Here is a 14,528-nt window from a genome sequence, read left to right as displayed (position 1 = left end):
GGTAGGTCATTTTGAAGTGTTTTCATGGGATGGATTATACCAATCAAACACCTTACTCGTCATGATATCGATAGGTTAAATGTGGGTGTGCTTCTTGTAAATTGAGAGCCAGGCCATCTAGCAACCAATTAAGCTGACGAGGTGAGATTTGAATAGACAATTGTTCGTCATCAATACCAGGCCACTGAAAATGCCCTTTTTCGAGCCGCTTATAATGCAACCAGAAACCATTTGACGCCCATTGCAATATTTTGACTTTATCGCGCGCTCGACCGCAAAAGACAAAAATATGATCACTACAAGGCTCTTTTTTCAGATCATAGGCGACAATATTGCATAAACCGTCAATGGCTTTACGCATATCAGTTGGCCCACAAATGAGAGTCACATTGAGTTGAGCAGAAGCGGTAAACATAAGTCTTTTATTCCCATGAAAGAAAAAAAAAGACTTTATGTTTTTTGACAAGGATTAAAACGTGTGGTTTAGCTGACGCTTACGTTTGAGAAAGCTTGGATTGCTCAAAAGCCTCAAACAGCTCGAGCCAGTTGTATTTTTGATAAGTCGCCATGACGTGCTCCTTGAATAATAAGAAGCGATAAGGTTAGCGGTTTGAGGGCGTCATGGGCAGGTAGGGTTGGATTGGCGCTTACGAATAAAACCCGCGTTAGGTGCGACGTTATTCCCTTTTCGTCGCACAAAAAAAGCAGCCATGCGATTGCATGGCTGCTTTTCCTTTTCCGTCTTTTATTTCAGAGTAGAAACCAACCCTTACTTAACGAGCCAGCTCATTACGGATAATTTCAGCACCTGCACTTAACGCTGCAAGCTTGGCGTTTGCAACAGAGCGAGGCAAAGGTGCCATTCCACAGTTCGTACAAGGGTAAATTTTATCAGCATCGACAAACTGTAATGCCTTTCTCAATGTATCAGCCACTTCTTCAGGTGTCTCTATGGCATGATTGGCCACATCAATCGCCCCAACCATCACCTTCTTGCCTCTTATTAATTCAAGCAAGTCCATAGGAACATGAGAGTTATGGCATTCCAGTGAAATAATATCAATTTTTGATTGCTGCAGTTTAGGAAACGCTTCTTCGTATTGGCGCCACTCAGATCCTAAGGTCTTTTTCCAATCTGTATTGGCTTTTATGCCATAGCCGTAACAAATATGTACTGCAGTTTCACACTTTAAACCTTCAATCGCTCTTTCAAGCGTGGCGATTCCCCATTCATTTACTTCATCAAAAAACACGTTAAAAGCGGGTTCGTCAAATTGAATAATATCAACACCGGCGGCTTCCAACTCTTTTGCTTCTTGGTTCAGAATTTTAGCGAATTCCCAAGCAAGCTTTTCACGGCTTTTGTAATGATCATCGTATAGAGTGTCTATCATTGTCATAGGGCCAGGCAAAGCCCACTTAATCGGTTGCTTCGTTTGTGCTCGTAAAAACTTAGCATCTTCGACAAAGACGGGTTTTTGTCTTGATACAGGGCCAACAACCGTTGGTACACTCGCGTCGTAGCGATCACGGATTCTTACCGTTTCACGCTTTTCAAAATCTACCCCGTTTAAATGTTCAATAAACGTTGTAACAAAATGCTGTCGTGTTTGCTCGCCATCACTCACGATATCAATGCCAGCATGCTGCTGCTCTTGTAACGAGACACGTAAAGCGTCTTGTTTGCCTTCTACTAGTCGATCGCCTTCTAATTTCCAAGGTGACCACAGTGTCTCAGGCTCAGCGAGCCAGGAAGGTTTAGGCAAACTGCCCGCCGTTGATGTGGGTAATAATTTTGTCATAAATAGCACCGTGTATTTTATTTTAAGTTTTCTTTATTCTAATCGTTATAATCAAACAATGTAATCAACTAGGACAAGCTACCCATTTTTCAAGAACGGCTTGATAAGGCTTAATAAAATATTCTTCCGTGAATTTTCCTTGTGCACTGGCTAACTGACTACGCTCTTCACGGTCGTAGATAATCTTAGTAAGCGAGTAATCCGAATGAAGTAACTTTGGTTTATAGCATTTTCCTGCAACCGCATTCGCGTTGTAAATTTCAGGTCGATAAATTTTCTGGAATGTTTCCATAGTGCTAATTGTGCTGATTAATTCAAGATGAGTGTAATCATTCAATAAGTCACCAAAAAAATAAAATGCTAATGGAGCAACACTGTTAGCAGGCATAAAATATCGGACGTTTACGCCCATCTTCTTAAAATAGGTTTCCGTTAAAGAAGACTCTGTAGGTTGATATTCAATCCCTAATATTGGGTGTGTATTCTCTGTTTGGTGGTACGTTTTATTTTCTGATACCGAAATACAAATAACAGGTGGCTTACTAAATTTCTCATTATAAAGTGTTGATTCAACAAGACTTTTAAAAATATTTCCGTGTAAATCACCGAATCTATCAGGAACACTAAAACTGTCTTTTCCTTTATTATGCTCTGACAGCAACACACTAAAGTCATAATCTCGAACATAAGAAGAAAAGTTATTTCCAACAATACCTTCTATTCTTTTGTTTCTTTTTTTATCCACAATAGTTGTTTTTAACATTTCGATAGATGGAAAAGTATGTTCGTCTTTTTCAATATCAATACCAAAAGAAACAATATCAAGTTCTACAGAATAGCGGTCACCTTGTGGATTATCCCAACAAGCAAGTGAATTAAAACGATTATTAATCATTTGCAACGTATTGCGGAGATTTTCTTGGCGATGACGTCCTCTTGCTAAGTTCGCAAAATTCGTCGTCGCTCGTGTGCTTTCTGCAGGGTGATAATTCTCATCAAGGCAAATACTGCTGAGAGAAAATTGAAGTTCCTTATGGGCCATGTTCAGACATCCTATTACGTAAGTGACATTTTCTGGCAACAACCTAGTGTCACAGCAAAAAATAATACGGGTTAATACTCTATGACCGATATCATACACCGAACCACTATCATGAATAAAATCGTATATTTTCATTTCTTAATGAAAAATAATCATAGTAAATGGCCGCATATTTTCTTTGCACAAACAGTGTGCGTCTTACGCGCTATTTTTAACTTCGCAAAAAAGTTCCATAAAATTAGAAAAAAACCTTGATTAAGATCAATTATCATTTACCATTCTGATCTCAATCACAAGCAACGTCTCTACTAACGATTCGATAAAGGTTTCTCTAATGAACAGTATGAACACCTCTTTAACTTCTCGCTTTCCCCTTACACCATTAACCATGGCAGTAGGCTCCGCACTTATCTTGATGATGCAACCCGCCATTGCTGAAGAAACCCGTGTTGAGCTTAAGCAGATTGAGGTTGTCGATTCTGCAGAGCAAACTTACAGCGTTGAGAGGCTTTCGAGTCCAAAGTACACACAAAAACTAGTTGATACTCCGAAAACCGTTAACGTCATCAACGAAGCGGTACTAGAAGATCAGGGTGTCACTTCACTAGAAGACGCACTGCGCAATGTCTCTGGTGTCTCCACATTTGGTGCTGGTGAAGGTGGTGGTGGTAATGTCAATACTACAGACAACGTCACTATTCGCGGCTTTGATGCCAACGGCAGTATTTATACCGATGGTATTCGCGATGTAGCTGGTTACAGTCGTGACACCTTCAACACCGAATCCATTGAAGTCGCAAAAGGCGCCAACGGCACTGTTTCGGGTAAAGGCTCTGCTGGTGGCTCTGTCAACCTAGTCACTAAAGCCGCTCATTTACGCGAAGACAAATACAGCATCACAGGCTCTTACGATGAAGCCAATACAGCCCGTTTAAGCGGTGACTTTAACAAAGTATTGTCCGACGACAGCGCCATTCGCCTTAATGTACTGACATCAGGTGGTGGTGATTACTGGGGTAACGGTGAAGAAAACTATGAAACCGAAGCCATTGCGATTTCTTACTTTGACAAACTCAGTGAAAAAACCGATCTGACGGTTAACTTCATGCACATGCAGCAAGACAACACACCAGTAATTGGCCTCCCGTATATCACTAGTGATGTGGCAGCGGTCAGTGGTTTATCAGAAGGTGCTATAGCGGAAGAATATTGGAATAATTACTATGGCGTTAAAGGTCTCGACTTTGAGGAAGTAGAAGCCACAACGATTACTACTATCTTAAACCATCAGATTAACGATACATGGGCTTTTCGTAACCAAACACGTATTGGTAAAACCGAAACCAACAGTACAGTTACTCGCCCATGGCCAGATACTGATACAAATGGCGATTATACGGGTCAATATACGTCCATCTATGATAAATCAACCTATGAAACTAATGAGTTAATAGTCTCGCAATTTGACTTCGTCGGTGAGCTGTACACAGGTGCCATACGCCATGACATGGTCATTGGTGCAGAAATCTACCAAGAAAAAGTGACAAGCCAAACGCCAACTCAAACAAACGGTGTTTTAGATGGTATCACTTATTCAACACAAACCTATGACATACTCAATCCAGGTACAATTAGTGCTACGGGATCATTGAACCTTGTTGATGATGGAACCTTCACTGCTCAAGGATTAGCGGCCTATGTATCTGATACAGCAACCATCAATGATTATGTTCAATTAAGTGCCGGTATTCGTGCTGAGCACTATAAAACAGAAGACGAAACATCTGACGAGACTGTAGATTCTTCTGCCAACTTAATTTCCTGGAGCACAGGAATCAATGTAAAACCGACAGAAAATACAAGCGTGTATGCCGCTTTAGCTAACTCCCAGACACCTTATGGATCAGACCTAAGTGCTGTTTCAGTAGGAAGAGGAAATACTGCAGTTGATACCGACGAGTTAACAAGTTCAGATCCGTTAAACTCAACTTCTTTTGAAGTCGGTGCGAAAGCAGAGCTATTTGATCGTAGACTATTACTAAGCACCGCAGTCTTTAAGACTAAAAAAGATACTTACGACCAGGATGATGACACTAAGGAATTTACTTTTGGCGAGGAACAAAGTACTGGTTTTGAAGCCTCTGCGACCGGGATATTAACAGAAACACTCAGTCTTACTGCGAGTTTTACTAAACTAGATACAGAAGTAACTGATGATGGCGATGCGGATAATGAAGGAGACGGCTTAAGCTCGGCACCAGAAAAGTCTGCAGCCCTGTGGTTTGCCTACAACAAAGAAAAACTTGGCCTAGGCATAGGCGCGGAATACAACTCTGGCATTAATTACTGGCATGGCGGTAATATTAGTTTCACCACAGGTTCTGTCACTTTATATAATGCCATGGCCAGTTATCAGTTTACTGAAAATCTATCGGCACAGCTGAACATTAGCAACCTAACTGATGAAAGCTATATTACTGATTACAGTGCCAAAGGCTCATTCCTACCAGGCTATGGTCGTAATGCTAAAGCAACCGTTAAATACGATTTCTAATCAATCATAGTGTTATGTTGAGTACGAAGTTATTCCCCTTTCTTCGTACACTTAAAAGCCGTCATGTATAATGCATGACGGCTTTCCACCTTTTACTGATAAACAGATGATCCAATACAGGGCACAATATGCTGCTACACCTAAAAAAGATTTTCACACCAGAGCAAGTCAAAGAGATTCGTGAACATCTGAATTCAGCAGAATGGCTCGACGGAAAACTCACCGCAGGCAACGCTTCTAAAGATCAAAAAACCAATCAACAGCTGGCTCAAAACAACCCATTGGCGATTAAATTGGGGGATTTTATTTTACAAACGCTAGGCCAACGTGAAGATTTTATGAGCTCGGCACTGCCCGCTAAAATCTTTCCACCGATGTTTAACCGTTATGAAGGCGGTGGCGCATTTGGGTTTCATGTGGATAACGCCATCAGACAAGTGCCTAACACCCCAGTGAAGATCCGTACCGATTTGTCGATGACTCTTTTCTTTAGTGAGCCTGACGAATACGAAGGCGGTGAATTAATCATCGAAGATACCTTCGGTCAGCAGAAAATTAAACTTCCTGCCGGTGATATGGTGCTGTATCCATCCACCAGCTTACACAAGGTCACTCCGGTGACAAGAGGCGCCAGAGTCAGTGCGTTTTTTTGGCTACAAAGTCTAGTAAAAGACAATGAGCAGCGCCGAACTCTGCATCAACTGGATCAGAGCATTCAAGCCTTAAGACAAGATTTAGGCGAAGACGAGCGCGTACAAAATCTCATTTGGGTGTATCACAATTTATTACGCCAGTGGTCGGCAACCAACTAGCGATACTTAAAAAATGGAATAGCTTAAAGAGAGAATAATGTAAGGATGAACTAAGCTAAGGATGGAACAGCTTTGTACTATCAATATCGGCAATGCTCGCGCAGCCACATAGCGCCATGGTCGCTTCCAATTCATCGCGTAAAATACGCAAACAATGGGCGACACCCAACGGCCCGGCGACAGCCAAAGCATAAAACACCGGGCGGCCTAATAAAACAGCATTCGCACCCAGCGCGATGGCTTTAAAAATATCACTACCACGACGAATCCCACTGTCTAGCAAAATCGGTAAGTTTGGCCCAACGGCTTGTCGAATGCGTGGCAACACCTCAATAGTGGCGGGCTGGCTATCCAATACACGCCCGCCATGATTGGACACCACCAAACCATCGACTCCTAAGGCGACAGCACGAACCGCATCATCGGGGTGCATAACGCCTTTCAACAATAAAGGTAGCGTTGTTTGCTTTCGCAACCATGACAAAGTGTTCCAATCAGGCGCTTGCCCCATCCAACAGGCAAACACAGAATCCCCTTGTTGTGGTTTAGGTAACTCTGCCAGGTTTACTGCAGAAACCCCTTCAGGAAGCATAAAATTCACCCGTTGTTCGGCATTACGCACACCATTAATGGGCGCGTCTGCCGTCACCACAATGGCACTGTATCCAGCCGCTTCAGCCCGTCGCACCAAGTGTAAAGTCTCTTCTCGACTCGGCTGGCAATACAGCTGAAACCATCGTTCTGCTTTGGGTGACACTTCCGCTACCTGTTCAATGGTGGAACTTGCTAAAGTAGACAAACAAAAACCAACACCCTGCGCAGCCGCGGCTTGTACCGACGCTAACTCCCCCATAGGGTGCGCTAATTTTTGATACGCCAATGGTGCAATTAACAAGGGCAAAGCCAAGGTACGACCAAGCAAAGTTTGCTGACAATCTCCCTGACCCATGCCTTCACATAAAATACGCTGCTGTAGTAAAACATCGTCTAGCTTTTGACGGTTACGACGATGAGTATAACCGTCCATCGCTGCACCAGATAAATAGGCCCAAGTGGACTGGCTTAGTGCTTGTTGAGCATAGTATTCATAGTCACTTAACGAGCAGATACCTGCTGGAATTGCTGTCATGGATTGCCTCAAATGAGTCTATGTGTTTTATAGCAAGGTGCTTCATCACTAAAAGTAAATGAGAACTATTTTACCTATGGTCATTGACGAAAGCATTGAATTTATTTGGATAAGAAAAAAGAAGGCACTAAAGAGAAGAAGAAGACAACAAACATAAAAAAAGACGCTAAAAAGCGTCTTGATTTAAATAGATGGTGGGCCTGCCCCGACTTGAACGGGGGACCTGCCGATTATGAGTCGGATGCTCTAACCAACTGAGCTACAGGCCCTAAAAACGAGGTGGATTATATAGGTATGCTGGGCTATTGCCAAGAAGTGGAAGCAATTTTTATTTCTTGTCTCAATAAAGTACTTAATGCAACGAACTTATCGCACCCGGTGCCACACCCAACACTTTTTTAAACGTCCTTCTAAAAGCCGCTTCACTTTGATAACCCAATTGATCGCTTAGCATCGCGATATTTTTGTCTCCATGTTTAATCCGCTGTGCTGCCAAGCGCATACGCCATAGGGTTAAATACGCCATTGGCGTCATACCCATGGTCGTTTTGAAAGCACCACTGAATACGGAACGTGACATACCGGCTTTGTTAGCAAGACTTGCTACTTGCCAAGCTTGTTGTGGCTGTTCATGTATCTCCACAATGGCTCTGGCCAATCTGGCATCGCTCAATCCCGCCAACAATCCCGATTGAATTTTCTGAGTCTGTAAAAATAAGCGCAGCATTTGTACTAAATAGGCTTCAGCTAATCGCTCCACCACGGCTTGAGAGCCACAGCGAGGTTGCAAACTCTCTTCTAATAACAGGGTATTTAACGGGGCAAGTTGCTGAGCAATCACGTCATCGTGACTTACCAACACCCATTGCCACTCTAAATCCAGCAATGGGTTCAAAGCCTTTGTACCAAAATCATATTCACACAATAGCACACTGACTTTTTCCTGATGCTCCGGTGTGACCCACACATCCAAGGTTTGACCGGTGGCCAACCAAACCCCATCACCTTCTTGCAACTGTATGTCGCCATTTTTTTTAGAGCAAAGAGTGACATCACCAGAAACCACATACACCCAATAACTGAACTCAGCGGATAATAATAAACCACGACTTAATTCGTCTAAGCGAAGACAATCGACTGAAGAAGTCTTTGGACGAAAGGCATTTAACACAGAGGAAAGTCGATCCATAAATATATAATCTTTTCAATTGATACGATCTGCAACACTTTAAATATTAATTGCCATCAATCGTATCATTTTATGTCATACACTGTCTTTACTGAATACAACCTAACCGTGTAAAGGACAATATTATGATCGTTTTAAAACCGAGAGTTGCCACACCGGCATTGAACCTGGATACCCTACAAGGCCCATGGTCATTGGCAGAGCAAACACCTGAAAACTTCACTATGGTCGTCGTGTACCGCGGCTTACATTGCCCAATTTGTAAAAACTACTTAAAAGAACTAAGTCGACTCGCCGATGACTTCACCGCAAAAGGCGTCAATGTGCTTGTATTGAGCTCCGATACCAAAAAAAGAGCTGAAACCGCATCAAACGAGTGGGAAATCAGCAATCTAACAATGGGCTACGGCTTAACGGTTGAACAGTCTCAAGCATGGGGATTACACCGCAGCGCCGGTCATGGGGTGACCAGTATTGGCATCGAAGAGCCAGCAGAATTCACCGAACCGGGTTTGTTCCTTATCCGTCCAGATGGCACACTTTACTGGAGCAACATTAGCACCATGCCTTTTGCTCGCCCACATTTTAAAGAAGTACTGGGTGCAATCGAATTCGCTGTGACAAAGAACTACCCTGCCCGTGGTGAACTCGTTTAAGCCTAACCTTTCTCAATCAAGAAAGTCGACATTAAAAGCAGAACAAGCTCCCTTGTTCTGCTTTTTTTGTGGCTTTCGCTGTCTGTATAAAAACGGCCATTATCACAAAAGACTGGACGTAAAGTACAAGGCAAAAAATAACGCCATCTTGATCGAAACCCAATCCTGAATCGTTTAGAATGAATGAAAATTATAAATCAAAGCACGACATGTAATTGAAGGAAATCACAATGTCACTGTCTCACCTTATCGATGAAGCCGCTTACCCCTTGTCTTCAGACGCCTTTAGAGCCGAATGCAAAAAAACATTGGCTGACAATGGCGCCTTGGTTTTGCCAAACTTTTTGAGTAAAGAAGCGATTCAGGCCATTATTGAAGAAGGGGAAGTAAAGCAGTCATTGGCTTGGTACACCCAATCCACTCATAATGTTTATTTATCCGACAAAGACGACCGTTTCGCCCCAGATCATGCCAGAAACCAACAGGTTCAGTCTTCTAAAGGCTGCATTACTGATGATCATATTGATGCAAATTCACCGTTGAGACAGCTTTACGATGACGCCGACTTTCGCGCTTTTCTCGCCAGTGTTCTGGAAGAAGAAGCGCTTTATAATTACGCTGACACTCTGTCATCAATCAATTTGCATTACGCCAGTGAAGGTCAGGAGCTAGGTTGGCATTTTGATAACTCATCTTTTGCTATTACCCTTTTAATTCAAAAACCTGACGCGGGCGGTGTGTTTGAATACATCGAAAACATGCGTGATGCGGACGCAGGGGAAATGAATTACTCAGGTGTCAGCGAGGTACTGACAGGCAACAAAGCCGTTAAAGAGTTAACCATGGAGCCAGGCGCTCTCGTTATGTTTCGTGGTCGCAACGCTATCCATCGCGTCACACCGACTCAGGGAAACACAACCCGTATGCTCGCCGTCTTAGCTTACAACTCTCAACCGGGCATCGCTCTGTCTGCAGCCGCCTGCAAAACATTCTATGGACGAACAGGTTAACGTCACCAAGATTTTTTTGTGATCTAAAAGACTCGTTAACGGCGTTTAACCTCTGTTAGTTAGCCCCCTTACCTTCTTTAGGACGTCACCATGTTCAAGTTTTTAATTCCCATTACAGCGTCTGCTACTTTGTTAACGGCGCCGGTCACACACGCGGATGTGGAGGTAAGCTTTGTCGACAGTGCCCCCAAAGATCGATTCGTACTGCTCAATACTGGGGAGTGTGCGCTTGAAAACATCATGGTGGATTTTGACTTATCCAAAAGTGTCGGCAAACTGATCTTTGATACGACAGCCACGGGCGCAGGCGTTGAAGTATTCCAGCCTTTTGAAGTCAGAAGAGGAAAGCTTATGCTGGCTTCGACAAACGAGATCAAAGACGGTGATTCGACCTTATCCTTGAAAATTCAGTCTATCGCTCCTTCAGAATCGGTGAGTTTCACCATTGATGTGGACGATACTTTAGATAGAAGCGAGCTTGGCAATATTCGAGTCTCTGGGTCTGAAATCACCAACGGTTCAATCACATTGATAACACAAAAAAGTACTGTGTCCACAACATTTAATCGTTACGGAAAAGCATTGCTACCTACGCAAGGTTGCTAAAAACGCCTTCTCTAATCTACTGCAGTCCCTTGGCTTCTTCTCGAAGGTATTGAAGAAAAGTCTGTAATTTTTTAGAAAGACAGCCAAAAGAATAGTGTAGATAAATAGGCGAGTCCTCCCCTTCCCAACCCGGTAAAACAGGACAAAGCCGATCAGATTCATTGCTCGTAAAATGCGGTTGAGCAAAGTAATGAGGTAACAGCCCTACTCCTTTGCCCTGCAAAATGGCGTCGACATGGTATTCATATTGACTCATTCTGAGCCGTGGTCGTGGCGCCTCAATAAAGACACTGGGCAGTATCTCATGTTCAAGTGCAATGCCATTCTCTTCACAATTAAATAAATTCACCCAAAGAGAGGCATCAATATCACTAGGGTGCGTGATGCCAATAAGCTGCTCTGCACAGTGTGGGCTTGCATAAAGGCCTTGCTTTAAAGCACCCAACGCTTCAGATTTAATTTGAGCGCCGATGGGTTCTTGCAACCAAATACAAAGGTCGTATTGTTCAATGTCAGAAAGCGCTTGACAACCTACTGTTACATCAATATCAACATTGGAGAACCGATCAACAAAAGCAGACGCTCGTTTTGAAAACCAACCATAAGCCAACTTAGTATGCACATACACTTTTAAAGAACCGCTCACATCGTCTCTTAATGCCTCTACTGCTCTGTGCCCATCATCGGCTAAGTAGAGTATCTTTTTCGCAAACGGTAAAAACTGAGTACCGGCTTCATTTGCAATAAGACGATTGGCTTGGCGGCGTAGTAAGGGTTGATTCAAAACCTGTTCCAAATGCTGTACTCGCCGACTCAATGTAGACTTTGACACTCCTAACTTCAGTGCGCTTTCTTTTAGATTTCCTGTTTCCATCACGGACACAAACGTTCTGAGCTCATTAAGGTCGTACACTTCCCTTCTCCTAAGACGCTTTCTGCCATTTTTTATATTGATAATTTCGTCACTATGATCGTGTGTTAAATCACTCACGATCCACTAGCGGAACTTGTTGCAAAAAAAGGAACAAAACGTTCCAGTACAAAATGGGTGTTTTTATAGATAATGTAAATAACAAGCATTATCACTACGTTTTGAAGACAAGCTTGCAAGCATTAAGTTCAACTTAATGCTTATTCAGTTTAATTATGGAGAGAATACTCACAATGCGCATGTCTAAACATCATTATCAACGTACCGCCCTAGCCATATTAATTGGCGCAGCGACCCACTCAGCAACCGCATTAGCCGAAAGTGCAGAAAACAGCGTTGCTTTAGAAAAACTCGTAGTATCCGCATCGGGGTATGAGCAAAGCGTGGCGGAAGCCCCAGCCAGTATCTCTGTGGTGACCCGTGAAGATTTGGAAACCAAACAGTTTCGAGATTTGGCGGAAGCACTCGTTGGTGTAGAGGGCGTTGATGTTCGAGGCTCAACTGGAAAAAGCGGCGGTTTAGAAATCCGTATGCGTGGTATGCCAAGCGAATATACTTTGATTTTGATTGATGGTCGTCGTCAAAATGCGTCGTCTGGTGTTACACCAAATGGCTTTGGTGCTACTGGTACTAGCTTTATGCCCCCAGTTTCTTCCATTGAACGTATCGAGGTGATTCGTGGACCTATGTCGACTCTTTATGGTTCAGATGCCATTGGTGGTGTAGTTAATATCATTACCCGTAAAATTGCTGATAAGCCAAGTGGCTCGGTTCGTGTAGAAATGACCCAACCAGAAGACAGCCAGTGGGGAACGACGCAAAAAGTTGATCTGTATGTCACCAGTCCAATCATCGATAATAAATTAGGCGTAGCAGTTCGAGGCAGTATTTATAATCAAGAAGAATCAGATTGGATTTTAGCCGCAGGAGAAGAACAAAGTGGCCGTAACCCAGCCCCAGCGGAAACTCAAAAATACAATTTTGGTACGCGTCTCACATTCACACCAAATGAAGACAATGACTTTTGGGTAGACATCGACGTTGCTAAAACCGATTACAACAACGACGATGGTCGTCTGGGTACTCGTGATGCACTTACAACCGTAACAGGTAACCTACCAGGTTATAAAGATGAGCTTAGCTTTAATCGTGACCAAATTGCCGCTGGTCATAAGCATCGTTTTGCTAACAGTGAATTAGAAACCAGCCTAGCTATCAGTAAAACAGAAACGTTAGGTAGAACCATTCCTGGAGGATACGCAGACTTAGGAACCTCTGGTGATTATGATGATACTAGCATCATAATTGGGGATGACCGATTACTAGAAAACACCAATACCGTGTTAGATACCAAATATGTCAACTATGCACTGGATGATCATATTGTCACAGTGGGTGGGCAATATTGGGATGCAGAACTAAAAGATGGGCTTCTTTCTAGCGCCCCGAATCAAAAAATGTCAGCCATTTTTGTGGAAGATGAATGGTCACTTAAAGATGACCTTGCTCTGACTCTAGGTGGACGCTATGACCACCATGATGCCTTTGGTGGCAACTTCAGCCCACGCGCCTACTTGGTTTGGAATACAACGGACACAGTCACTATTAAGGGTGGTGTGAGCCAAGCCTTTAAAGCACCCGATTTAGGGGATTTAGTCGAAGGTGTTAATGGCATTAGTGGACAAGGAACAAATCCCAATATCGGTAACCCTAACCTACAGCCTGAAGTCAGCACCAACACAGAAATTGGCGTGTTATTCGATAACCGTCAGGGAACGACTGCTTCTGCAACAGTTTTTCACAATGAAATTGAAGATAAAATCAGTAGCGGTGGAGACTGCAGTGTAGATTACATTTCGAGCTGTGCTTTTGGAAATGAAACGGATGAAAGTTATGACATTAATATTGATGAAGCTAAAACATGGGGCTTGGAGTTAGCAACAAGCTTTGAGCTAACCACTGATTGGAGCTTAGGTTTAAACTACACTTGGACTGACAGCGAGATCACAGAAAACGGCGACAAAAACGGTAAACTAAGCAACACGCCTGAACACATGGCTTCTGCCAATTTACGCTGGAAAGCCAACGAGAAACTTAACATATGGTTAAGTAGTCAATACCGTAGCAGTGCACAACGTCACGATGGCCTACAGTCTGAGTTAACTGAAGATCAAAAAACTGAAGGCAATTTAAAGGCTTATACGATATTTAATTTAGGCGGTGCTTATAAGGTATCGGAAAACCTAGTCATCAATGCAGGCATCAACAATTTGCTTGATACAAATTTTGCTGAATATAAGACCTATATAAACAGTGATGACGAGCTAGTTTATATAAATACTTATTTTGATGGTACTGGTACTGGAAGTGGTAACCCAATCCAAGGCCGCACTTACGTAGTATCAGGTACGTACAACTTCTAAGGTACCTGACCTAAGCACCAAAAGCCGTTACGACATTCCCCCGTAACGGCTTTTTAATGCTAGCCCTCCCCCTTATCTACAAAGAAAGCTTGAACGCTAGGTGCTGTTTTACACCACCCCCATTCGTGATCCAAGATACTAAAGATGACGGTATCCCTGATTCTACCATTGGGCATGACTCTGTGATGACGCAATACTCCTTCTTGCTTTGCTCCCAATCGCAATATGGCATTGCGTGAACGGCTATTTAGTTGTCCCTGAATAACTCTCAACCTATTGAATTTATTGTGTTTTTATTAGATAGTTTATGTCTAAATCTTGCTGTAAATACAGTGTAAGGCCCAAAAAGTTGCAGAATCGGTGAGTTTTATGAA

At 43.0% G+C, this 14,528-nt stretch carries 12 protein-coding genes and 1 tRNA gene; 6 read left to right on the top strand and 7 right to left on the bottom strand.

Translation table 11 applies throughout. The features are described from left to right. Positions 1-52 precede the first annotated feature (52 nt). From tnpB to LG368_RS14645, 3 genes are all read right to left on the bottom strand, one after another. Positions 53-415: an IS66 family insertion sequence element accessory protein TnpB gene (tnpB, locus tag LG368_RS14655; protein WP_226754942.1), complete on the bottom strand. Its 363-nt coding sequence runs from the start codon at positions 413-415 to the stop codon at positions 53-55. A gap of 358 nt (positions 416-773) precedes the next feature. Further along, positions 774-1,802: a methionine synthase gene (locus tag LG368_RS14650; protein ID WP_226755453.1), complete on the bottom strand. Its 1,029-nt coding sequence runs from the start codon at positions 1,800-1,802 to the stop codon at positions 774-776. 64 nt (positions 1,803-1,866) lie between these two features. Next, positions 1,867-2,844, bottom strand: coding sequence for a DUF1852 domain-containing protein (locus LG368_RS14645; protein WP_226755452.1), 978 nt, complete (start codon positions 2,842-2,844; stop codon positions 1,867-1,869). Positions 2,845-3,178: 334 nt separating this feature from the next. On the opposite strand from LG368_RS14645, the gene LG368_RS14640 reads away from it, so the two are divergent. Together LG368_RS14640 and LG368_RS14635 are read left to right on the top strand one after the other, a co-directional pair. Beyond that, entirely contained in the window at positions 3,179-5,398 is a 2,220-nt protein-coding gene (locus LG368_RS14640) for a TonB-dependent receptor (RefSeq protein ID WP_226755451.1), read from the top strand. A gap of 128 nt (positions 5,399-5,526) precedes the next feature. Continuing rightward, positions 5,527-6,210, top strand: a complete 684-nt coding sequence (locus tag LG368_RS14635; protein ID WP_226755450.1) for a Fe2+-dependent dioxygenase — start codon at positions 5,527-5,529, stop codon at positions 6,208-6,210. Positions 6,211-6,265: 55 nt separating this feature from the next. On the opposite strand, the gene LG368_RS14630 is transcribed toward LG368_RS14635, so the two are convergent. From LG368_RS14630 to LG368_RS14620, 3 genes are all read right to left on the bottom strand, one after another. Further along, the gene (locus LG368_RS14630) at positions 6,266-7,339 is read right to left on the bottom strand and encodes an alpha-hydroxy acid oxidase (RefSeq protein WP_226755449.1); all 1,074 of its coding nucleotides are present in this window, start codon (positions 7,337-7,339) and stop codon (positions 6,266-6,268) included. Positions 7,340-7,531: 192 nt separating this feature from the next. Further along, positions 7,532-7,608: transfer RNA gene (locus LG368_RS14625), tRNA-Ile, on the bottom strand. Positions 7,609-7,691: 83 nt separating this feature from the next. Continuing rightward, entirely contained in the window at positions 7,692-8,528 is an 837-nt protein-coding gene (locus LG368_RS14620) for an AraC family transcriptional regulator (protein ID WP_226755448.1), read from the bottom strand. Between the two features lie 125 nt (positions 8,529-8,653). On the opposite strand from LG368_RS14620, the gene LG368_RS14615 reads away from it, so the two are divergent. The 3 genes from LG368_RS14615 to LG368_RS14605 all read left to right on the top strand — a co-directional run bounded on the left by LG368_RS14615 (position 8,654) and on the right by LG368_RS14605 (position 10,800). Continuing rightward, a complete protein-coding gene (locus LG368_RS14615) occupies positions 8,654-9,184 on the top strand; it encodes a peroxiredoxin-like family protein (protein ID WP_226755447.1) in 531 nt (176 codons plus the stop codon). Between the two features lie 230 nt (positions 9,185-9,414). Then, the gene (locus LG368_RS14610) at positions 9,415-10,194 is read left to right on the top strand and encodes a HalD/BesD family halogenase (protein WP_226755446.1); all 780 of its coding nucleotides are present in this window, start codon (positions 9,415-9,417) and stop codon (positions 10,192-10,194) included. A 90-nt stretch (positions 10,195-10,284) separates the two neighbouring features. Next, positions 10,285-10,800 (top strand): hypothetical protein, encoded by a 516-nt coding sequence (locus tag LG368_RS14605; RefSeq protein ID WP_226755445.1) that lies wholly within the window; start codon positions 10,285-10,287, stop codon positions 10,798-10,800. Positions 10,801-10,816: 16 nt separating this feature from the next. On the opposite strand, the gene LG368_RS14600 is transcribed toward LG368_RS14605, so the two are convergent. Then, a complete protein-coding gene (locus tag LG368_RS14600) occupies positions 10,817-11,713 on the bottom strand; it encodes a LysR family transcriptional regulator (protein ID WP_226755444.1) in 897 nt (298 codons plus the stop codon). A gap of 251 nt (positions 11,714-11,964) precedes the next feature. Between LG368_RS14600 and LG368_RS14595 the strand changes: the two genes are divergently transcribed. Further along, positions 11,965-14,154 (top strand): TonB-dependent receptor domain-containing protein, encoded by a 2,190-nt coding sequence (locus tag LG368_RS14595; protein ID WP_226755443.1) that lies wholly within the window; start codon positions 11,965-11,967, stop codon positions 14,152-14,154. Positions 14,155-14,528: the final 374 nt, after the last annotated feature.

The sequence above is a fragment of the Marinomonas algarum genome (assembly GCF_020532605.1).
GTDB lineage: Bacteria > Pseudomonadota > Gammaproteobacteria > Pseudomonadales > Marinomonadaceae > Marinomonas > Marinomonas algarum.
The sequence above is the reverse complement of the archived record's forward strand: the minus strand, read 5'-3'. Positions and strand labels throughout refer to the sequence as shown.